The organism is Mesorhizobium humile (assembly GCF_033977215.1).
Classification (GTDB): domain Bacteria; phylum Pseudomonadota; class Alphaproteobacteria; order Rhizobiales; family Rhizobiaceae; genus Mesorhizobium; species Mesorhizobium humile.
In genome coordinates, this window is the sequence record NZ_JAVIIV010000007.1 from 187,102 (window position 1) to 208,750 (window position 21,649).

Genomic DNA, 21,649 nt, shown 5'->3' on the forward strand with positions numbered 1-21,649 from the left:
AGCTTCAGCCGGCAGCCGGCGGACCTTGCCAGATTCCGCTGACGAGGGCGGCATAAAGCGCTTCGGCATCGATGCCCAGTGGCCTGTCTTCCTTGAGCGTCGCCACATGCGAGCGCACGGCCGCGTGGATTGCGCCCGTGGCCGGTGCCAGCGCCATGCCCTCGCGCAAATCGACGGCCTGCGCCGCGGCCATCAGCTCGAAGGCGATCAGCCGCCGCCACAGAACGATCATCTCCGCGCATTTGGCGACGGCGAGCGGCGTCTGCGTGGCGTGATCCTCGACGCCCTCGGATACGGGCAGGAAATCGAGCATCACCGGATTGGCCTTGTGGCGGATCGCGGCCAGGATCGCCGTCACCGTCTTCTGCAGCGGAACGAAGCCGGCGGAAGCGCCTCCGACCGGCGACAGATATTTCGGCAGGCCGTGGCGGGTCGAGCCGGTAAGCTGGATGAAGCGCGCCGCTGACGCGGCCGCGCATTGGGCGATCGCCAGGCCAAGCGTTTCGAAGGCGAGCGCCAGCGACGCGGTGTGGAAGTTGCCGGTCGATATGACCAGCTCATCCTCGGCAAGCACCAGCGGATTGTCGGCGGCGGCGTTGAGCTCGATCTCGACCGCCAGCCTGGCATGGTCGATCGCCTGGGTCAGCGCGCCGTGGATCGAAGGCATGCAGCGGACCGACAGCGGGTCCTGGATGGTGGTCGGCGCCGGCGCTTCGTCGCGCGCCAGCAGGTCGCGCAGCGCCTTCGCAGCAAGCTGCTGGCAGGCGCCCGGGCGTGCCTGATGCTGGCGCGGATCGAGGATGGTGCGGTTGGCGCCAATGCCTTCCATCGTCAGCGCGCCGGCCTGCTGCTGCTGGTCGAGCGCCGACAGCGCATCGGTCAGCGCCAGCGCTCCGGCGCCGGCGGAAACCGCCGAGGCGTTGATCAAAGAGAGGCCGTCCTTCGGCGAGAGCGTGACGGGCGCGAGCCGCGCCATCATCAAAGCCTTGGCGGCAGGCATGCGGCGGCCCTGATATTCCGCTTCACCTTCGCCGATCAGCACCCTGGCGATCGCCGTCATCAGCAGGAGGTCGCCGGCGCCGATCGAGCCCAGCGACGGCATCACCGGATGCACGCCGGCATTGAGCGCCTCGACCAACGCCGCGAACACGCGCGGCGACAGGCCCGAGCCGCCGGAAGCGAGCATCGCAACGCGGGCGAACATCGCCGCCCGCACCGCCGGCATCGGCAGGGCCTCGCCGACGGCGGCGCTGCGGCCTTCGATCAACTGGCGCTGGAAGGCGCTCGAGTCGCCTTCGACCGCCGTGACGAGATTGGCGCCAAGACCTCTGTTGAGCCCGTAGATCTGCTGGCCGCCGGCCGCGGCGGCATCGAGGACCTGGCGAGCCTTGTTGAGTTTTTCGAGGACGGCGGACGTGACCTCGACCTTGCAGGCATTGCGCGCGGCGGCAACCACATCCTCGATGCTGACGCCGGCGCCGGTGAGAACGAGCGGGCTCATGCGAAGCGCAGCCTCTGGCCGATGCCGTTTTCGCCGGCCTTGGCGAGCATGGCCTTGCCGAGCGCGATATCGGAGAGCGACAGGCCGCGATGCCAGAACAGGATCGTCTCGCCATCGCTTTGCCGGCCGGGTTTGAGGCCGGCGGCGATCTGGCCGAGCTCCGCGTGGAGCGTCGCCTCGCTCAGCCGTCCCGTCTCGACATGGGCGCGCAGCGAGCCGAACTTGCCGCCCTTGCACTGCCCCCAGTCGTCGACGACGATCTTCTGCATGATGTCGGTGAGCGACAGTTCGACCGCGCTCATCGTGCCGTAGGGCACCACGAGCGCGCCCCGCTTGATCCATTCGGTCTTGAGCAGCGGCTGCGGCTCCGGCAGCCGCGAGGCCTCGACGACGATATCGGCGCCTTCGACACAGCTTTTCCAGTCGGCCACCGCCAGGACCGGCTTGCCGAGGTCGGCGGCGAGCTTCGCGGCGAAAGCGTCGCGGCTTTCCGGCCGGCGCGAATGGACGCGGATCTCGTCGAAGTCGAAGAGATGGTCGAGCAGGCGCACATTCCAATAGGCGGTGCCGCGCGCGCCGATGTGGCCGAGCACCTTGGACGACTTCTTCGCCAGATGCCGAGCGCCGATGGCGGTAACGGCGCCTGTCCGCATGTCGGTGATGACAGTGGCGTCGAGGATGGCGCGTGGCGTGCCGGTGCGCGGATCGAAAAGGTTGAGGATGCCGAATTCGGACGGCAGGCCGTGCTTATAATTGTCGACATAGTCGCCGACGATCTTCACGCCGGCGGCGTCGAGCGGCGCCACATAGCCGCGCAGCACGTTGAAGTGGCCGTGGAAGGACGGGTCGGGCTCGAGATGGACGCGCGGCTCGATCACCGTCTGGCCCTTACCCTGCGCGACGAGCCCGGTTTCGACGGCGCCGATGATCTCGGCGTCGGTCATGGCCAAAGCTTCGATGTCGAGAGCATTGAGGTAGTCGATATAGATAGGCTTCATGCGGTTTCCTCGGCCACCCCCGGGCTCATCCATAACAGGCGAAACGGCGACACGGAAGTTTGTTGGATAAGCTCTGGACGGGACCGGGCTTATGCTGTTCAACCACCGCGTCATGACCAGCATTCCCGACAACGAGGCCGTGTCCCAGTCGACAAATTCCGCGCGTCAGTCCCGGCGCGTCGCGCTGATCGTGGCGGTCGCCTTCTTCATGCAACTGCTGGACTCGACGATCATCTCGACGTCGCTGCCGCAGATGGGGCAGTCCTTCGGCGTGCCGGCGGTGGCGATGAGCATTGGCATCACCGCCTACATGCTGACCATGGCGGTATTCGTGCCGCTGTCGGCCTGGCTTGCCGACCGGTTCGGCGCGCGCAACATCTTCCTCGTCGCGATCGCGCTGTTCACGCTGGCCTCGATCGCCTGCGGCTTTTCGCAGAGCCTGACTGAGTTCGTCGCCGCCCGCATCGTGCAGGGCCTTGGCAGCGCGCTGATGACGCCGGTAGGCCGCATCCTGGTGCTGCGCAATGCCGAAAAGTCGGAGCTGCTCAACGCCACGGCGCTGATCACCTGGCCGGCCCTGTTCGCGCCGGTGGTCGGGCCGGTGCTCGGCGGCTTCATCACCACCTATCTCTCCTGGCACTGGAACTTCTTCATCAACGTTCCGCTGGGGCTGGCCGGACTTGCGCTGGTCGCCCGCTTCGTGCCGGGCGATCGTGAATCCGAGGCGAAACCATTCGATTGGCCGGGCTTTTTCCTCACCTCGCTCGGCCTTGCGGTGATGCTTTACGGGCTTGAACGCCTGGCGCATCCCGAGGACGGCTTGCTGCCGACGATAGGCTCCATCGCCATCGGCATCGTGATCGGCTGGCTCGCCGTGCGCCACCTCTTGCAGGTCCGGCATCCGCTGCTCGACCTTTCGGCCTTCAAGATACTGACCTTCGCGATCTCGACGCTTGCCGCGGGTACGGTCTTCCGCGTCGCGATCAACGCCACGCCCTTCCTGCTGCCGCTGCTGTTCCAGGTCGGCTTCGGCCTGCGTCCAGTCGATGCCGGCCTGTTGGTGCTGGCCTATTTCCTCGGCAATCTCGGCATGAAGACCGTGACCACGCCGACGCTCAGGCGCTTCGGCTTCCGCACAGTGATGGTGGTGAACGGGGCGATCGCATCGCTGGCGATCATGGCTTGCGGCGCGATCTCGCCGCAGACGCCGCTGCCGCTGACCGTCGCGCTGATGCTGGTCGCCGGTCTCACGCGCTCGATGCAATTCACCGCGCTGAACACGCTTGCCTTCGCCGATATCGGCGCGCCGCAGCGAAGCTCGGCCGCGACGCTCTCCAGCATGCTGCAGCAGATGGCGATGCTGTTCGGCGTGGCGATCGCGGCGGCGATCCTCAATTTGTCGCAGATCGTCAGGCACGAAGCCGTGCCCGACCTCGTCGATTTCAGAATCACCTTTATCGCGATCGGCCTGCTCGGTCTCGCGGCGGCGATGCGCTTCCTGGTCCTGCCGGCCAATGCCGGAGCCGAGGTTTCTGGCCATTCGACGAACAATTGAGGTCGCGCCGGCCGCATTTCGCGGACTTAAATTGCGTCGGCCCAGCTGCCATCGAACAGTCTCTTCCGCCAGCCGAGCGATCGGGGGCAACGGATTGCCAAAAGCACAGGAGTTTCCGGCTATTGCGCCAGTTTCGGCAATCGATGCGTCCACTTGAAAAATAGTCGGAGAGGCGCGGTTATTGAACGCGGATTCATTTGACGAGCCACTGTCGAGCCGATTAGCTTTCGTGCGGGATGGGGGCCGGCACGGCCTTGCCGTCGGGGCGAAAGACACTAGCGATGAATGGGATCGGCTGGCCGAACTGGAGGCACCTTAATCAGGAGGGCATCGTCTTTGCCATCGCCATCCTGCTGTTCGCCGCCGCCGCGCTGGGCCTGCCCGGGTTCCTGACCGCCGACAATCTGGTGGCCATCGTCCGCTCGGTCTCCGTGCTCGGCATCCTGGCGCTTGGCATGGCGGTCGTCATCATCGGCCGCGGCATCGATCTGTCGGCGGTGGCGATCATGGCGATGTCGGTCGCCTGGTACCTGCAACTGCTCAACACCGGAACCTCGGACGGGCTCGCCTTCGTCTACGTGCTGGCGGGCGTTTTAGCCATCGGCCTGCTCAACGGCTTTCTCGTCGCCTATGCCGACGTGCCGGCGATCTTCGTGACGTTGGCCACCGGCTCCTTCGTGTTCGGCTATGTGCGCTCGCAGCTGATCACGCAGGATGCCGTGCCGGTGCCCGGGGGGCACTGGGTCGAGTTGCTCGGCGGCGTCCGCTTCCTCGATATTCCGGTCGAGGTGTTCGTCTTCGCCGGGCTGGCCTTCCTGGTCTTCCTGTTCCTGCGCTACACCAAATGGGGCCGCTTCATCTATTTCGCCGGTGACAATCCGGTCGCCGCACGCAACATCGGCGTTCCGGTGCGGCCAATGCTTGTGCTGCGCTACGTGCTGTCGGCTTTCGTGGCCCTGATCGCCGGCCTGCTGACGGCGGCCAGCCTGCATTCGATCAACACCCGCATCGTCAATTCGACGCTGCTCTACGACATCGTGCTGGTGGCGGTGATCGGCGGCATCGGCCTGTCGGGCGGCAGGGGCGGGGTGCGCAACGTGCTGGTAGGGGCGGCGCTGATCGGCATCCTGCTCAACGCCATGACCATCATCGATATTCCGCTGCTCTACCAGAACCTGATCAAGGCGGCGATCCTGCTCGGGGCCATCATCGTCGACGGCATCATCAATCCGCGCGACGAGCAGACGGCGCAACAAGGCGACATTTAGAGCAGATGGACTAGCCCATATGCTCAGGGGTACCCGGAGCGATCGCGACGATTGGCCGGCAACAATCGAAACCAGAGGGATATGACATGAGACTATTCAGAACATTGATGGCCGCTGCCACGGCGCTTGCCGTCACCGCCTTCGTGGCGCCGAGCTTCGCCGCCGACGATCCGGGCCCCGCCGCCTATGCCAAGTCGCTCAACGGCAAGCGCGTCATGCTGGTGCCGCTGGCGATGGGCTTCGACCTGGCGCAGGGCTGGGCGCATTATCTGAAGAAGGAAGTCGAGGCCTGGGGCGGCACCTTCGAGACGCGCGATCCGAACTGGGTGGTCGACGCCGGCGCGCAGGCGATCACCGACGCCATCGCTTCCGACACGCGGCCCGACGTGCTGATCATCCATGCGCCCGACCTCAACTCCTATTCGAAGCTGATGAAGAAGGCGCAGGCCGCCGGCACCTATGTGCTTTTGGTCGACAATCCGGCGAACTTCCCGGCCGACGCCTTCGTCGGCAGCGACTGGGACAAGCTCGGCCAGCTCGAGGCCGAAGCGGCGATCAAGGGCTGCGGCGAGAATTCCTCGAAGAAGATCGGGCTGGTGCAGGGCGACCAGGCGAACTCGTCGAGCCTCTACCAGTATGCCGGCATCATGAAGGTGCTGGAGAAGCATCCCGACTTCCAGGTGGTGGCAAAGCCCGACTCGAACTGGGACGCGACCACGTCGCGCAACGTGACGACGACGATGCTGCAGCAGCACCCGGACATCTGCTCGATCATCGACTTCTGGGACGGCGACGCCACCGGCGCCTCGGCAGCGATCCGCGACGCCAAGCTCGACGGCAAGGTGTTCCTGGTCACCACCGGCGGCGGCGAAAAGGCGGCTGACTGCGACAAGCTCGTGGACGGCACCTATGGCGCCGTGGTGATGACCGATCTTGCCCGCCAGTCGGGCGACATGAACGCCATCATCAAGTTCCTGCTGCAGAGCGGCCAGCCTGCCGGCACCTCGCACACCTACATCTACACGCTGGAGAAGGCGACGACCAAGGCCGACCTCAAGCCCGACAGCTGCTGGGACTTGAAGGCGCTGCAGGCCGAAGCGGCGGCGAAATAAGCCGCCGCCCGAGAGCATCCCACGAGGTGGCCGGATCGGTCCGGCCACCTCTTTTCCCGTTGCCACCTCTTTTCCCGTTGCCCGTTCTTTTTCCGTTGAATGACAGCAGCAGCCGATGAATTTTCGTGAACGCCTCCAGGCCTGGCGCTACAATCTCGTGCCCGACCATCTGGTCGGCGAGATCCTGACCAAGCGCTGGACCGACAACGCCATACCGTTCCTGGCGCTGGTGGCGACGCTCGGCGTGTTCGGCTCGATCATTCCGGGCTTCTTCAAGCTCACCTCGTTGCAGGAATCGACCCGCCAGCTCGGCGAGTTCTCACTGGTGGTGATAGGCATGACCGTGGTGATGCTTGGCGGCGGCATCGATCTTTCGGTCGGCTCGATCTTCGCGCTGTCCTGTTTTTCCGCCGTCTACGTCTTCTTCATCCTCGAGCAGTCGATCTGGCTGGCCCTGGCCGCCGCACTTTGCACGGGGCTCGTCTTCGGCGCCATCAACGGCTACCTGGTCGGATATCTGAGGCTGCGCGCCTTCCTCACCACGCTGGTCACCTTCATCTTCGGGCGGGCGCTGTTCGACATCCTCGTCACCACCTATGCCGCCGACGTGCAGCTTTCGCAGGCTTCCTCCGATGTGCTCGACTTCATAGGCGACGGCACGTTCTGGGGGCTGTCGGTCTCGGTCTGGTTGGCGATCATCCTGGCCATCGTCACGCATGTCGCGCTGACGCGATCGCGCCCCGGCTGGCATGTGCTGGCGGTGGGTGGCTCCCGGCGCTCGGCGCACAATGCCGGCATCCGCGTGCGCCGCACCGTGTTCATGACCTATGTCTTTTCCGGTTTCTGCGCCTCGATCGGCGGCTTCCTCATCGCCTGCCGGTTGAGCGGTGCGGGGCCGGGCACCGGCCTCAACCTCGAGATCATGGCGCTGACGGCGGCGGTGGTCGGCGGCGTCAGCCTGGGCGGCGGACGCGGCTCGGTGGTCAAGGGCCTGATGGGCGCCATCATCGTGCTCACCATGACCAACGGCCTGATCCGGCTGGGCTACGGCACCGGCACCAACCAGATGGTGCTCGGCATCCTTTTGGCCGTCGCCGTCACCATCGATATCCGCTGGCTGAAGAACCGCCACAAGGTGCTGAACGAGGTCTATGTCGCGCCCGTCTACCTCAAGATGGGCGAGACGCAATCAGCCGCGCCCGGCTCCGGCACATCCTACGAGCTCGACAACCGGCTGTCGGCCGCGGACCATATCGGGCTCGGCGAGCTGGAGGGCCCGGAGGACGTCATCCTCGACCGCGACGACCACCTCTACTGCGGTACGCGCCATGGCGAGATCGTCCGCTTCTTCGCGCCTGACTACAAGCGTTCCGAGGTCTTTGCCCATATCGGCGGCTTTCCGCTGGGGCTGGCCTTCGACAGGCAAGGCAATCTGATCAGCTGCGTCGGCGCCATGGGGCTCTATTCGGTCTCGCCGGAGCGGGACGTGAAGCGCCTGTCGGCCGAGACGGCGCGTTCCTGGACCTCGATCGTCGACGATGCGCGCCTGCGCGACCCGAACGATTGCGACATCGCGCCCGACGGCCGCATCTATTTCACGGATTCGACGAAGCGCTATGACGCCCACGATTGGGCGCTGGACTCGATCGAGAACCGCGCCACGGGACGCCTGCTGGTCTATGACCCGAGGGACGGGTCGACCAAGACACTGCTCGACGGCTACCGCTACACCAACGGCGTGTGCATGGCGCATGACGGCAAGTCGTTGTTCTTCGCCGAAAGCTGGGCCTGCCGCGTGCACCGCTACTGGCTGGAAGGGCCGAAGGCGGGCAGCGCCGAATGCGTCATCCGCGACATGCCGGGCTATCCCGACAACATCAACCGGGCTTCCGACGGCAATTACTGGATGGCATGGCTCGGCATGCGCACGCCGAGCTTCGACCTGTCGCTGCGCCACCCCGACATGCGCAAGCGCATGACGCGGCGCCTGCCGCAGGACGAATGGCTGTTCCCCAACATCAACACCGGCGGCGTGGTGAAGTTCAACGAGAAGGGCGGCATCGTCGAGACGCTCGGCGATCTTTCCGGCAACGCGCATCCGATGGTGACCTCGATGCGCGAGCACAAGGGCTATCTGTTCGTCGGCGGCATCCTCAACAACCGCGTCGGGCGCTACAAGATCGAGGGCGCGGACCCGAACTGGACGAGCCCCGCTTCCTATTGGGGAGCAAAACCATGATCCTCGATCCGATCCTGGATGTGTTTCGTGGCAAGGCGGTCACCATCCCCCCGCTCGACGGCGCCTTCCGTCCCAACACGCGGCTCGACGACCTGCCGGCCTTCGCCGAACTGACCGAACCGGACAATCTTTTGGCGGCCGACGGGCGTCTGCTTGTCTCCAGCGGCAATGCCATCCTGGCGGTTACGGCCGGTTTCGAACCCGTGGGGATCGAGACCTTTCAATCCCCCGTCTCCGCGCTGGCGCTGTCGCCATCGGGCGACCTGACGGTCGGGCTGGAAAGCGGCAAGCTGCTGATTGCCGGCAAGGAGGTCTCGTTGCCTGCGGAGATCCGCTGCATCACGGCGCTTGCCTATGCGGATGATGGCACGCTGTGGCTGGCCAATGGTTCGGCACAGCACCTGCCGTCGCAATGGGCGGCCGACCTGATGAAGAAGGGCGCATCTGGCTCGCTTTGGTCGCGAGCGGCGGGCGGAGATTTTCGTAAAGTGGCCGGCGACATCGCTTTCCCTTACGGACTATATCCCACCGGCGCGGATGTGGTGGTCAGTGAGAGCTGGCGCCATCAACTGGTTCGCTTCGGCGCGACCGGCAACCGCGGCACGCTGCTGACGCATCTACCCGGCTATCCCGCCCGGCTGTCGCCGGCATCGGATGGTGGCGCGTGGCTGACGCTGTTTGCGCCGCGCAACCGGCTGATCGAGTTCGTGCTGCAGGAAACGCATTATCGTCAGGACATGATCGACCAGGTGCCGCCGGCCTACTGGATCGCGCCGGCACTGGCCTCCAACCGCAGCTTCCTCGAGCCGCTGCAATGCGGTGGCATCCGCACCATGGGCATCCACAAGCCGTGGTCGCCCACCCGTTCCTACGGTCTCGTGGTCAGGCTCGACCGGGACATGCAGCCGCAATTCAGCCTGCACAGCCGCGCCAACGGCACGCGCCACGGCATCTGCAGCGTGGCGGAACAGGACGGCCGCCTGTTCGTCGCCTCGAAGGGCGGCGATTGCGTGCTGGCGCTTGACCTTGCGCCGGGAGGCTTCTGATGGACCCGATCGTGCGCCTGGAGGACGTGACGAAAACCTACCGCGGCGTGCCGGCGGTGAAGAATGTCAGCTTCGATCTGAGGAAGGGCGAGATCCACGCGCTGCTCGGCGAAAACGGCGCCGGCAAGTCGACGCTGACCAAGATCATCGCCGGCGTCGTCGACGCCACTTCGGGCAAGATGTTCCACAAGGGGCAAGAGATCGCCTACGCCTCGCCGCATGCCGCGCTGGAAGCCGGCATTGCCATGGTGTTCCAGGAGACCAGCCTGGTGCCGTCGATGACGGTGGCGCAGAACCTCTATCTCGGCACCGAGAAATTCCTCAACCGGCTGCGCGGCACCTACATCTCGGCGCAGCAATTCCTGCAGTCACTGAACTTTCCGGTCGATCCCAACGCGATGGTGGCGACGCTTGGTGCTGCCAAGCGGCAGATGGTCGAGATCGCGCGCGCCGTCCACCACAATGCCGAGATCATCATCTTCGACGAGCCGACGGCGACGCTGACGCCGGAGGAGAAACGCCATTTCTTCGCGCTGATCCGCCGCCTTAAGGCGCGCGGCGTGTCGATCGTCTTCATCAGCCATGCGCTGGAAGAGGCGCTGATGATCGCCGACCGCATCACCATCCTGCGCGACGGCGAACTGGTCATCACCGACGAGACCTCGGCCTTCGACCGCGACAGGATTGTCGCCGCCATGGTCGGGCGCTCGCTATCGGGGCAGATCTACCGCCAGCGCGACGAGACGAAACTGCGCAAGGCCGGCAAGAAAGTGCTCTCGGTGCAGGACATCTCGATGAGCAACATCGTGCGCAACAATTCCTTCTCGATCTTCGAGGGCCAGATCACCGGCGTGTTCGGGCTGATCGGATCGGGCCGCACCGAGACCTTCAAGATCGTCTCGGGCATCTACAAGCGTGATTTCCTGCGCGGCGGCGCGATCGAGCTCGACGACAGGCCGGTGCGCTATCTGGTGCCGAGTGAGGCCGTGGCAGACGGCATCGTCTACGTCACCGAGGACCGCAAGAGCGAGGGTATCTTCGAGACGATGGGCATCGCCGAGAACCTGTTCGGCGGCCTGCTTGCAGCCGGCCGCGAAAAGGCCTGGGTGATAAACCAGCAGGAGATGCGGCAGCTTTCGGCCGAATGGACCAAGACGCTCAACATCAAGGCGATCAACGACAATGCCCGCGTGGTCGAGCTCTCCGGCGGCAACCAGCAGAAGGTGGTCATCGGCAAGGGGCTGGTGCAGCAGCCGCGCATCGTCATCCTCGACGAGCCGACGCGCGGCGTCGATGTCGGCGCCATCGCTGAAATCCACCAGATCATCAACCGCTTGGCCGACGAGGGCCTCGCCGTTGTCGTCATCTCGTCCTACCTGCCGGAGATCATGAACCTGTCCGACCGGATTCTGGTTTGCCGGCAAGGGCGTATCGTCGAGGAGTTCTCTCCGGCGGAGGCGACGGAGGAGAAGATCATGTATGCGGCAGTGCACTAGGGTGTGGCTGGTGGACACCTTGATAATTGGCCGGAGCCTCCGCGACGTCGTCATCCACGGGCGGAGCAAGGAGCGAAGCGACGCGCGCAGACCCGAGGATCCATGCCGTGACATTTAGGCGCCGCTACGGTCCAGAATTCTGCTCCGCTGCACTCTTCGCGCGAGGTCGCGGCATGGATTCCAGGGTCTGCGCGCGTCGCTTCGCTCCTTGCTCCGCCCTGGAATGACGATGTTGAGGTGCTTCGATAACCTACGAGGCAGTGTGCTGTTTCGAGCCAAAAGCTCAATCGGACAAACAGGTTAGCCATCTATGCGCAATGCTTGATTCAACAACCTCGACCAACGCCTCAAACGAAAGGACCACGCCATGGCCACCACGAAACTGCTCAGCGATGCCGAGGTCGAAAAGATTCCGGCGGTGAAGGCCGTGTTCGACGATATCCGGGCGACGCGCAAATCCGACTTCGTCAACAATTTCTGGCGCGGGCTCGCCAATGATCCGGCGTCGCTGAAGCGGGTTTGGGAGCAGCTCAAGGCGGTGATGGTCGCCGACAGCGCCATCGATCCGTTGACCAAGGAAATGATCTATATCGCTGTCTCCACGGCGAATGGCTGTTCCTACTGCATCCACTCGCATACGGCCGCGGCGCGAGCCAAGGGCATGACCGACGCGCAGCATGGCGAGCTGGTGTCGATCATCGGCTTGGCTGGCCAGACCAACCATCTGGTCACCGCAATGCAGATCCCGCTCGATCCGCAATTCGAGGTGAAGTGAAGCGCCGACTTCCCCTTCTCCCCTTGTGGGAGAAGGTGGCCGAGCGAAGCTCGGACGGATGAGGGGTGCTCCAGGGAACGCCAGCGTCTCACTCCGCTGGAACACCCCTCATCCGTCTCGGCGCTTCGCGCCGATCCACCTTCCCCCACAAGGGGGGAAGGAAGAAAAGCGCTACACTGGCCGATACACCTTCTCCGCCGTGTTCCAGAAGATATCCGCCTCGGCCGCCGCTCCGTGCCCGGCCACCGCCGCGCGGTGCGCTTTGATCAGCTCGGCATGGCTGGTCCACAACTTCTCGATCGGGAAATTCGAGCCGAACATCAGCCGGTCGCTGCCGAGGATGTCTATCGCGTTGTCGATGATGTAGGCGATGAGTTCCGGGTCGTTGCGGTGGACGAAAGTGCCGAGCCCCGACAGTTTTGCGTAGAAATTGGGCGCTGTGGCGAGTGTGCGCAGGCCGGCCTTCCAGGCTTCGGTCGTTTCCGGCTCCATGCCGGTCAGCATGCCGGCATGGGTGAGGATGAAATTCGTCTCAGGGTTTTTGCCGACCAGCGTCAGTCCGTCCTTCATCTGCGCCGGGAAAAGCTGCAGGTCGAAGGAGAGGCCGTAGTCCTTCAGCCGCGCCACATTCTTGCGCACCTTTGGATCGATCACCTGATCGGCCGAGGCGGCGAAGCGGAAGGCGGGAGTCTCATGCCAATGGAGCTGCATGCGCACGCCACGCAGCAGTTTGTATTTCATCAGCCGGTCGATTTGCGGGCGGACATCGTCGACCGTCATGTCGGCATAGCCGACGATGGCGTGCGGCCAGCCGGTCTCGTCCGCGGTCTTCTGCAGGAAGGCGACCTCCTTCTCGAAATCCTCCTTGGCCCAGTTGGTCTGGACATAGACGGCCTTCGCGACGCCCGAGCCCTTCTGGTCTTCGAGGAACTCCGTGATCGGATAGTCGCGGCGGATCGGCTCGTAGGGGCCGAAGATGCGCGGCACCATCGGTCCGACCAGCCAGGGCTGGTCCTTTTGGCGCCAGATGTGGAAATGCGCGTCGATGGCCTTCTGCATCACGATACCCTTTTCCAGATGACTGAAGCCGCAGGCGCGGGGCGGGCGAGCGACAGGATGAAATCAGTCAGGCCTCCGACCGACGAGCCGTCGACCAGATCGTCGAGCACCGGCAGGATGGCGCTGAGCGCCGACGTCGCCGGGCGAAAGCGTGGATCGCCGGCGAGCGGGCTCGCCAGTGATAGCCGGAAGGCGCGGGCGCTGAACCGCCGCATCGCGGTTTCGAGGTCGGCATGGTCGCCGCGTTCCAGGCCATCGGACAGGATGACGACGCAGGCGCCGCGTACAAAGGCGGAAAAGCGCGGCACCGAAAGGAAGGTGAGCAATGTCGGGCCCATGCGGGTGCCGCCGTCCCAATCGTCGACGAGCGCCGCGGCGCGGGCGAGCGCCTGCTCGCGGTCGCGGATGCGCAGCGCTGAGGTGATGCGGGTGAGACGCGTGCCGAAGGTGAAGATCTCGGCGCTATCCGCGCCTTGCACGGCGGCGTGCGCGACCTTGAGGTAATCGGCGGTATGCAGTTTCATCGAACCGGAGACGTCGATGAGCAGGAGCAGTTTTCGCGATACGATCTGCCGGCAGCGCAGCAGCGGCGAGGGGATGTCGCCATCGGCGCTGACGATTTCGCTGAGCGAGCGCCTGAGGTCGAGCGTGCCGCGCGAACGGGTGCGGGCGGTGCGGAAGGAACGACGCGCAGGCAGGGCCGACGCCAGCTTGCGGCGAAACTGGCCGATGCCATCGGCGTCGCGCTGGAAATCGCGGCTGCTCAGTTGCTCGAGCGCCGAAGACAGCTCGCCGCCTTTGTCCTGGCGGGCGATCTGGTTCTCTTCCTCGCGCGTGCCGCGATCGTCCTTGACGCGGGTCTCGTCGTCCTCTTCGCCTTCGATCGACGGCTTGGCGTCGCCGTAGAAATAGGTGCGGAAATGCGCCTCGAATTCGCCGCGTCGATCGGGTGGCGGCGCGAGCGTCGCAAGAGCCGCCTCGCGGATGTCGCTCATCGAGCGTGGGCCGAGCAGGGTGACCGCTTGCATGAAGCTGAAGATTTGTTCTGAGGCGATGGGAAAGGCGTGACGGCGCAGCAGGCGGGCGAAGCCTAGGAAGGGTGCGGCGGCGGGGGGCAAGCTTTCCGGACGCCTCATTCCTTCGCGCCCCCCTCTGTCCTGCCGGACATCTCCCCCTCTAGGGGGGAGATTGGCGGTTTGGGCGCCTCGCTCTTTCCTGCAACGTCGGCGATTGGCGAAAGCCGGCGTGCCATCTGATCTCCCCCCTTGAGGGGGAGATGTCCGGCAGGACAGAGAGGGGGGCTGTCCCGCCAGCGTCGCGCATTAGCTCTGGGGTATCGCGCCAGCGCGTTGCGATTGTCCATCACCCCAGCGCCTCCTCGACAATCCTCCCCAGCTCCGGCGCGATCGCGGACAAATCCTCCTCGTCCTTGATCAGCACGCCGATGGCGCGGCGGAAAGCTTGCGGCCATGGGCTGCCGCCCTTTTCGAGGATGGTCGCGGCGTTCGCCCATTCGACCGCCTCGGCGATGCCCGGCGGCTTGGCCAGGGGCCGCGCGCGGATCTCCTGCACGGCATTCGCCACCGCTCGTGCCGTCGCCTCGGCGACACCGCCCGAGCGCAGCATGATGATCTCGGCCTCGCGCGCGGCGTCGGGATAGCCAATCCAGTGATAGACGCAGCGCCGGCGGAGCGCCTCGGCTAGCTCGCGGGTTCGGTTCGAGGTCAGGATGACGATGGGCTGCGTGGCAGCGCGGATGGTGCCGCGTTCCGGGATGCTGATCTGGAAGTCGGAGAGGAATTCGAGCAGCAGCGCTTCGAACTCGTGGTCCGAGCGGTCGATCTCGTCGACCAGCAGCACGCGCTGTTCTGGCGCCCGCAGCACCTGCAACAGCGGCCGCGCGATCAAAAATCGGTCGTCATAGATATCGATCTCGTGCTCGCCGGCATGGCGGATGGCGAGCAGCTGGCGCTGGTAGTTCCATTCGTAAAGCGCATGCCCGGCGTCGATGCCTTCATAGCATTGCAGGCGCACCAGCTCGCGTCCAAGCAGCTCGGCGACCGCCTTTGCGGCTTCGGTCTTGCCGACGCCGGGCGCGCCTTCGAGCAGCAGCGGCTTGCCCAGGCGGATCGCCAGGAAGATCGCGGTGGCCAGGCTGTCGTCGGCCAGATAGCGCGAAGCGGCAAGGCGCTCGGCTATCGCCTCCGGCGAAACCGCGACTTCAACGGCGTCGGCGTTTGCCATCTTCCCCTCAGCCCGCGGCCTGCGCCTTCAGCGCGCGCAGGATGCGCTCGGGCGTGATCGGCAGCGTGTCGATGCGAACGCCGACCGCGTCGAAGACGGCATTGGCGACGGCCGGAATCTGCGGATTGGCGCACATCTCGCCCGGTCCCTTGGCGCCGAACGGCCCGTCGGCCGAGGGGCGCTCGAGCACGATGATTTGGGTCTCGGCCAGATCGCCTGGGCCCGGCATCAGATATTGGTTGAAGTCGGTGCCGCCATGGTCGCGGTTCGGATAATAGGGTTCGGTCGTCTCGTAGAGGGCGTGGCTGATGCCCATCCAGGAGCCGCCGACCAGCTGCTGCTCGACCATCTTCGGGTTGAGCGCGCGGCCGATCTCGAACACGTTCTTCACGGTAAGCACCGTCACTTCACCGGTCTCGTCGTCGACTTCGACCTCGGCCACCGTGCAGGCATGGGCATAACAGGTCGACGGCTTCATCGCGCCGGTCTCCTTCTCCGGATAGGAGCGCGGGATCAGGAACATGCCGCGGCCGGAGATCGAGCGGCCGCGCTTGAAATGCGCCGACAGCGCGACATCGAAGATCGAGATCGATTTCTGCGGCGCGCCCTTCACCTGGATGTTGCCCTGGCCGTCGGTCTCGAGGTCGGAGGCGTTGACCTCCAGCTCCTCCGCGGCCACTTCCAGCATCACCTGGCGGGCTTCCTTGGCGGCCTGGATGACGGCGTTGCCGGCGCGGTGCGTGCCGCGCGAGGCGAAGGTGCCCATGCAGTGCGGACCGGTGTCGGTATCGGCGGTGTCGATGATGACGCGATCGGTCGGCACGCCGATCGTCTCGGCGCAGATCTGCGCCATGATCTGCTTCATGCCCTGTCCAAGATCGACGCTGGAGAGCGTCACCATGAAATTGCCGGTCGGCGTCGAATGAACCAGCGCCTGGGTCGGGTCGCCGCCGAGGTTCATGCCGGTCGGATAGTTGATCGCGGCGACGCCGCGTCCACGCCGGATCGCCATCTCAGGCTCCCTTCTTGTAGGAGGACATCGCCATGTATTTTTCCGCCACCGGCCAGTTGGCGGCGCGCGAGGCTTCCTGCATGCATTCGATCAGCGCGGCACCCTCGGTCGGCTGGCGATGCGCCTTCATGTCGCCGTCGCGATAGGCGTTGATGAAGCGGAACTCGAGCGGATCCATGCCGATCAGCCGCGCCAGCTTGTCCATCTGCACCTCCAGCGCGAAGTCGCCGATGGTGACGCCGAAGCCGCGCATGGCCGACGAAGGGGTGCGGTTGGTGTAAACGCAATAGGTGTCGATCCAGACATTCGGGATCGTGTAGGGACCGGGATAGTGCGCCGCACCCTTCTGCGCGCCATAGGGCGAGTGGCGCGAATAGGCGCCGGCATCGGTGTAGCCGGTCACCTTGCGCGCGACGATGCGGCCGTCCTTCATGACGCCGTCCTTGATGACGACTTTTTCGGCCGCGCGCGGCGAGGAGATCTGCATCTCCTCCTCGCGGCTGTAGACGAAGGAGACCGGGCGTCCGGTGAGCTTGGCGCCGAGAATGGCGATCGGCTCGACGATGACGTCGACCTTGCCGCCAAAACCGCCGCCCACCGTGCCGCCGACGAAATGCAGCTTCGAGCCCGGCATCTGCAGGATGATCGAGGTGTTGTCGAGGGTGAAGAACATCGCCTGCGTGTTGGTGTAGCAGGTGAAGCGGTCATTGCCCTCGGGCGCCACTACGCAACCGGTAGTCTCAGTCGGCGCATGCTCGATCGGTGAGGACTGGTAGGACTGTTCGAGGATATGGTCGGCCCTGGCAAAGCCCGCCTCGACGTCGCCGAAGCGGACCTTGCGGCACTCGCCGCTGTCATAGAGGTAGTGGTTCTGACCGTGATATTCGTTGACGATCGGCGCGCCGGGCTTCAGCGCCTCCTCCATGTCGAAGACCGCCGGCAGCACCTCATAGTCGACCTTGACCTTGGCGGCGGCTTCCTGCGCCGCGCGCTCGGTCTCGGCCAGCACCGCCACCACGGCCTCGCCCTTCCAGCGCACCTTGCCGTCGGCAAGCACGGTCTCGTCCTCGGGACCGACCTGGATCAGGATCAGGATGGTGTAGACATTGTGCGGCACGTCCCTGGCGGTCAGCACGCGCACGACGCCCGGATGCTTTTCCGCTTCCGACGTGTCGATCGAGCGGATGCGGGCGTGGTGGTGCGGGCTGCGCACCATCTTCAGATGCAGCATGCCGGGGAAGTTGCGGTCGGCGAAATAGGCTGTCTTGCCGGTGACATGTCCCGGTGAATCGAGCCGCGGACGACCCTGGCCGATCTCATGCAGGCCGTCCTTGCGGACATCGGCGAAATAATCCTTGCGCAGTTCCATGGCTGTTCCTCAGGCGGCGTTCTGCGAGTTGGCGCGCGCGGCGCTGAGCACCGCCTGGATGATCGGCTCGTAGCCGGTGCAGCGGCAGATGTTGCCGGACAGCGCTTCGATCACATCCTCGCGGCTGGGGTTCGGCGTGCGGTCGAGCAGCACTTTTGCCGCCATGATCATGCCGGGCGTGCAGAAGCCGCATTGTGTGGCGAAGGCGTCGAGGAAGGCGCGCTGCAGCGGATGCAGCACGCCGCCTTCGGCGAGGCCGGCGGTCGTCTTGATGTCGGCGCCGCCGCAGGTCTCGGCCAGCGTCAGGCAGGAGAGCCTCAATTCTCCGTCGATGATGACCGAACAGGCGCCGCAGGTGCCCTGGTGGCAGCCGCCCTTGGGCGAGGTGTCGCCGATTTTGTCGCGCAACGCGTTGAGCAGCGTCGTGCCGCTCTCGACGAACTCGGCTTTCTCGGAACCGTTGAGAATGAATTGGACAGGTACCTTCGCCATTTTTCCTCCCTGCGCGCCTGCCCGGATCGGCCGGACAGACGCGCGTCCCCCACGGATTAATTCGACAACAGCCGGCCGAGGTGGACCGGCAGGACCTCGGCGCGATACCAGGCGCTGGCGATCGGGTCGGTGATCGGCGCGATGCCTTCGCCCGCAGCGGCCAGCGCCGGCGCGATCCCCTGCGGCGTGAGCTTGCAGCCGAGCAGCGCCTTCTCCGCTCCTTTGGCCCGTATCGGCCTATCGGCCATGCAGCCTAGCGCGATGCGCGCGGCAGTCACCGTGCCGTCAGCTGTGCGTTGCAGAAGCGCTGCGATGCTCAGCACCGAGACCCCCTTCGGCTTGACGCGCGACACTTTCATGAAGCGGAAGCTTTCCGCCTTGGGCAATGAGAAACCGACAGCCGTGACGATGGCGCGGCTGGTGTCGCGGCCGGCCAGGAAGGTCTCGATCGGCAGTTCGCCATCTTCGGTGACGACGGCCGCGTCCAGCGCCAGCAGTGCCACCGCGAAATCGCCATAGGGTGCAGGGGCAAACAGATTGCCGCCGACGGTCGCCATGTTGCGGATCGCCGGCCCGCCGACGGCGCGCGCGGCCGGCGCGAGCGCTGCAAGCTCGGGATGGTGGTCAATTGTCGCCATCGTGACCGAAGCGCCGAGCCGGACGTTGCCACCGGAGACCGCGATCTGCGAGAGGCCGGGATCGTTGACGCGGACAAGGCTGGAGACGGAAACATCGCCTTCATTGGCCGCGCGGATGACGAGCGTGCCGCCGCCCAGATAGCGGGTGCCCGACGCCTGCAGCGCGGTGTTGGCGTCTGTCACGCTCGAAAAAGTCCGTATCGCAAGCGACATGGTGGGCTCCCGTCAGCTCTGGCTGGCGAAATGGGCCTTCAGGGCGTTGAACCCGCCCTGGAAGACGTTGGCGCCCATGCCCTCGGCCAGCTTGTCGGCCTCCTCGGGCGCGGCGTCGAAGCTTGCGCTCCATTCGGCATAGGTGCGGTTGCCGTCGGTCACGCGGCGCAACTGCAGCGTCGCCTTGTGGTTGGTGAGCGGCTGCGGGGTCTCGAGGATGGAATAGCTGACCAGGAAATTCTCGTCCGAGAAGTCCAGCAGTTTTTCACGCAATGTCGCGCCGCTAACCAGTTTGAAATTACGCACGCAGCCGATCGTGGTGGCATCCTTGCCGTCCTCGATATGGCTTTCCACCATGCGCGGATGCCAGCCCGGCAGGCCGTTGAAGTCGCGGATGCGCGCCCAGACCTGCTCGACCGGCGCGTCGATGACGCTGGAAATGGTGACTTTCGCCATAGACTGGTTCCCTTGCAAAGATCGGGAGAAGGCTAGGGCGGCCGGTGAGCCGGCGCTTATCAATGCGTCTTGAGCACGTATCAACCAGTCGGAAAATGCGGCGACGGATCAGCCTGCAAAGACGCTCACGACATGGCCCGAGCGGCTTCGCGGTAGAGCGTCGGCGGCACGCCGACATGGTCGCGGAAGAAGCGCGAGAAATTGCCCTGGGTGGTGAAGCCGAGATTGCAGGCTACCGAGATCAGCGGTGCCTCGGACCACTGCAACTGGCGCACGGCTTCCTCCATGCGCAGCGTGTTCCAGTAAACGTTCGGCGTCAGGTTGGTCTGTTCCTTGAAGAGCGCGAAAAAGTGCGGTCGGGAGAGGCCGACCGAGCGGGCGACGTCGTCGAAGGAGATGCGCTCGCAGACATTGGCCTTCATCAACTGGATCGCCTTGCGGACGCGGAAATCGAGCATCGTGTTGATGCGCGCGCGGGCTATCTGCGGAGCGGATATGTCCGCCGCATCGAGCACTGAGTCGATGAAACGCTCGATCTCGTAATTGGCGACGTCGTCGATGCTCTCATTGTCGGTCAGGTGATCGAGCAGGTTCGCCGCCGCCTGGTGCAGCCAGGGCTCCAGCGTGATCGCGGCTTGCGTGAAGAGCGGCGTCGACGACGGCAGGTCGCGGCGCCGGCGCGCCCAATCGGGGTCGATGTAGAAGGCCAGGAAAAGGCCAGGCTTGCCGTCGCGGGAAAGGGCATGGCTGTGCGGCTGGAACGAGTTGATGCCGGCCGCGGTGCCCGGCCCAAGCCGCACCGTCTCGCGGCCGATGGTCATTTCGCCTGCCGTGCCTTCCAGCCAGATGATGAGATGTGCCTCGCCATGGGCATGGGTGACGAAGTCGTTGGCGACATTCAGCACGGAAACATGCCCGAACCGGCCCCAATAGAGCCTGATCGCGTCCGTCATGGGTATCGTTCCTCCCGCAGGCGACTGGCCTCCCTTCGCCTGCCCAAGGATAGTGCGGCCGGGGTGCGGTCGCGTCAAGGCAGGCAGGCGCGGCGGACCTTGCGTTCAAAGCGCCCGGACGTATTTTCAGACTGAGCGATAGGGCGGCATCCCCCTTCTCCCCTTGGGGACAAGGGGACGCCGGCTCAGTCGCTGCGGCGGAAATTGCGGATACGGTCGAACAGCACCGCCAGGATGATCGCGCCGCCGATGAAGGTGCCTTGCCAGAAGGCGTTGATGCCGAGCAGGCCGAGGCTGTTGCGGATCACCTCGATCAGCGCGGCGCCGACGATGGCGCCGATCGCGGTGCCGACGCCGCCTGCGAGATTGGCGCCGCCGATGACGGTGGCGGCAATCACCTGCAGCTCCATGCCGTTGCCGAGATTGGTGGTGACGGCGCCGAGCCATCCGGTCTGGATGATGCCGGCAAGCCCTGCCGACAGCGCCGAGATCATGTAGACGGCGACCTTGATCTGCTTGACGGGAACGCCGGTCAGCGTCGCCGCGTGCTCATTGCCGCCGATGGCGAAGATATGCCGGCCGAACTTGGTCCAGCGCAGGATGAAGCCGGTGATCAGCGCCAGGACGATCATGTAGAGCACCGGGTTGGCGATGCCGAACAGCCAGGCGCCGCCGCCCAACGCCAGAAGTTTCTGGTGATCGGGCCCGAACTGGAACACCACCGTGTTGTTGGACGCGACCATGGCCAAGCTGCGCGCCACCGACAGCATGCCGAGCGTGACCACGAAAGGCGGAAAGCCGAGATAGGCGATGAGCATGCCGTTGAAGGCGCCGACGACCAGCGCGGTGGCGATCGAGGCCAGGATGCCCACTTCGATCGAATAGCCGGCATGCATGGTGACGGCTAGCACCATCGAGGAAAGGCAGAGCACCGAGCCAACCGACAGATCGATCCCGCCGGTGATGATGACGAAGGTCATGCCGAGCGCCACGATAGCGGTGAAGGTGACGTTGCGCGTGATGTTGAAGAGGTTCTTCGACGTGGCGAAGGAATCGGTGGCGACGGACAGGAACAGGCAGGCGAGGACGACCGCGATCACCACCCAGAAGGTCTGGTTGGAGAAGAGCCGCGACAGGAAGGTGTGCTGCTTCTGCGCGATCGTCTGGTCAAGGGTGACTGCCATTATCGACCTTTCCTGAGGCGTTGGACGCCCGATGCACGC

At 65.1% G+C, this 21,649-nt stretch carries 19 protein-coding genes; 7 read left to right on the forward strand and 12 right to left on the reverse strand.

Annotated elements, in window-relative coordinates; genetic code table 11:
• Nucleotides 1-4 precede the first annotated feature (4 nt).
• Together RFM52_RS13625 and RFM52_RS13630 are read right to left on the reverse strand one after the other, a co-directional pair.
• A complete protein-coding gene (locus RFM52_RS13625) occupies nt 5-1,501 on the reverse strand; it encodes an HAL/PAL/TAL family ammonia-lyase (protein WP_320297072.1) in 1,497 nt (498 codons plus the stop codon).
• Nucleotides 1,498-2,499 (reverse strand): ornithine cyclodeaminase family protein, encoded by a 1,002-nt coding sequence (locus tag RFM52_RS13630; RefSeq protein ID WP_320297071.1) that lies wholly within the window; start codon nt 2,497-2,499, stop codon nt 1,498-1,500. Before RFM52_RS13630 ends, RFM52_RS13625 begins: the two co-directional genes overlap by 4 nt.
• A gap of 112 nt (nt 2,500-2,611) precedes the next feature.
• On the opposite strand from RFM52_RS13630, the gene RFM52_RS13635 reads away from it, so the two are divergent.
• The 7 genes from RFM52_RS13635 (at nt 2,612) to RFM52_RS13665 (ending at nt 11,990) form a co-directional block, all read left to right on the forward strand.
• On the forward strand, nt 2,612-4,054 hold the full coding sequence (locus RFM52_RS13635) for a DHA2 family efflux MFS transporter permease subunit (protein ID WP_320297236.1): 1,443 nt from the start codon (nt 2,612-2,614) through the stop codon (nt 4,052-4,054).
• 281 nt (nt 4,055-4,335) lie between these two features.
• The gene (locus tag RFM52_RS13640) at nt 4,336-5,322 is read left to right on the forward strand and encodes an ABC transporter permease (protein WP_320297070.1); all 987 of its coding nucleotides are present in this window, start codon (nt 4,336-4,338) and stop codon (nt 5,320-5,322) included.
• Between the two features lie 86 nt (nt 5,323-5,408).
• Complete coding sequence (locus tag RFM52_RS13645; RefSeq protein WP_320297069.1) at nt 5,409-6,434, forward strand: sugar ABC transporter substrate-binding protein; 1,026 nt, start codon at nt 5,409-5,411, stop codon at nt 6,432-6,434.
• A gap of 115 nt (nt 6,435-6,549) precedes the next feature.
• A complete protein-coding gene (locus RFM52_RS13650) occupies nt 6,550-8,673 on the forward strand; it encodes an ABC transporter permease (protein ID WP_320297068.1) in 2,124 nt (707 codons plus the stop codon).
• Nucleotides 8,670-9,719: an SMP-30/gluconolactonase/LRE family protein gene (locus RFM52_RS13655; RefSeq protein ID WP_320297067.1), complete on the forward strand. Its 1,050-nt coding sequence runs from the start codon at nt 8,670-8,672 to the stop codon at nt 9,717-9,719. The genes RFM52_RS13650 and RFM52_RS13655 overlap by 4 nt, the downstream gene beginning before the upstream one ends.
• Nucleotides 9,719-11,215: a sugar ABC transporter ATP-binding protein gene (locus RFM52_RS13660; RefSeq protein WP_320297066.1), complete on the forward strand. Its 1,497-nt coding sequence runs from the start codon at nt 9,719-9,721 to the stop codon at nt 11,213-11,215. Before RFM52_RS13655 ends, RFM52_RS13660 begins: the two co-directional genes overlap by 1 nt.
• 367 nt (nt 11,216-11,582) lie before the next feature.
• Nucleotides 11,583-11,990, forward strand: a complete 408-nt coding sequence (locus tag RFM52_RS13665) for a carboxymuconolactone decarboxylase family protein (RefSeq protein WP_040984089.1) — start codon at nt 11,583-11,585, stop codon at nt 11,988-11,990.
• 171 nt (nt 11,991-12,161) lie between these two features.
• On the opposite strand, the gene RFM52_RS13670 is transcribed toward RFM52_RS13665, so the two are convergent.
• The 10 genes from RFM52_RS13670 to RFM52_RS13715 form a co-directional block, all read right to left on the reverse strand.
• Nucleotides 12,162-13,049: an amidohydrolase family protein gene (locus RFM52_RS13670; RefSeq protein WP_320297065.1), complete on the reverse strand. Its 888-nt coding sequence runs from the start codon at nt 13,047-13,049 to the stop codon at nt 12,162-12,164.
• Nucleotides 13,049-14,185, reverse strand: a complete 1,137-nt coding sequence (locus RFM52_RS13675) for a vWA domain-containing protein (RefSeq protein WP_320297064.1) — start codon at nt 14,183-14,185, stop codon at nt 13,049-13,051. Before RFM52_RS13675 ends, RFM52_RS13670 begins: the two co-directional genes overlap by 1 nt.
• 226 nt (nt 14,186-14,411) lie before the next feature.
• Nucleotides 14,412-15,293 (reverse strand): AAA family ATPase, encoded by an 882-nt coding sequence (locus tag RFM52_RS13680; RefSeq protein ID WP_320297063.1) that lies wholly within the window; start codon nt 15,291-15,293, stop codon nt 14,412-14,414.
• 7 nt (nt 15,294-15,300) lie between these two features.
• On the reverse strand, nt 15,301-16,305 hold the full coding sequence (locus tag RFM52_RS13685; RefSeq protein WP_320297062.1) for a xanthine dehydrogenase family protein molybdopterin-binding subunit: 1,005 nt from the start codon (nt 16,303-16,305) through the stop codon (nt 15,301-15,303).
• A 1-nt stretch (nt 16,306) separates the two neighbouring features.
• Nucleotides 16,307-17,674, reverse strand: a complete 1,368-nt coding sequence (locus tag RFM52_RS13690; RefSeq protein ID WP_320297061.1) for a xanthine dehydrogenase family protein molybdopterin-binding subunit — start codon at nt 17,672-17,674, stop codon at nt 16,307-16,309.
• A gap of 9 nt (nt 17,675-17,683) precedes the next feature.
• Entirely contained in the window at nt 17,684-18,166 is a 483-nt protein-coding gene (locus RFM52_RS13695) for a (2Fe-2S)-binding protein (protein ID WP_320297060.1), read from the reverse strand.
• Between the two features lie 56 nt (nt 18,167-18,222).
• The gene (locus RFM52_RS13700) at nt 18,223-19,017 is read right to left on the reverse strand and encodes an FAD binding domain-containing protein (RefSeq protein ID WP_320297059.1); all 795 of its coding nucleotides are present in this window, start codon (nt 19,015-19,017) and stop codon (nt 18,223-18,225) included.
• A gap of 12 nt (nt 19,018-19,029) precedes the next feature.
• Nucleotides 19,030-19,473 carry an SRPBCC family protein gene (locus tag RFM52_RS13705; RefSeq protein ID WP_320297058.1) on the reverse strand — a complete coding sequence of 148 codons (444 nt, stop codon included), beginning with the start codon at nt 19,471-19,473 and terminating at the stop codon, nt 19,030-19,032.
• A 125-nt stretch (nt 19,474-19,598) separates the two neighbouring features.
• Nucleotides 19,599-20,426: an AraC family transcriptional regulator gene (locus RFM52_RS13710; RefSeq protein ID WP_320297057.1), complete on the reverse strand. Its 828-nt coding sequence runs from the start codon at nt 20,424-20,426 to the stop codon at nt 19,599-19,601.
• 185 nt (nt 20,427-20,611) lie between these two features.
• Entirely contained in the window at nt 20,612-21,610 is a 999-nt protein-coding gene (locus RFM52_RS13715) for an ABC transporter permease (protein ID WP_320297056.1), read from the reverse strand.
• Between the last annotated feature and the right edge of the window lie 39 nt (nt 21,611-21,649).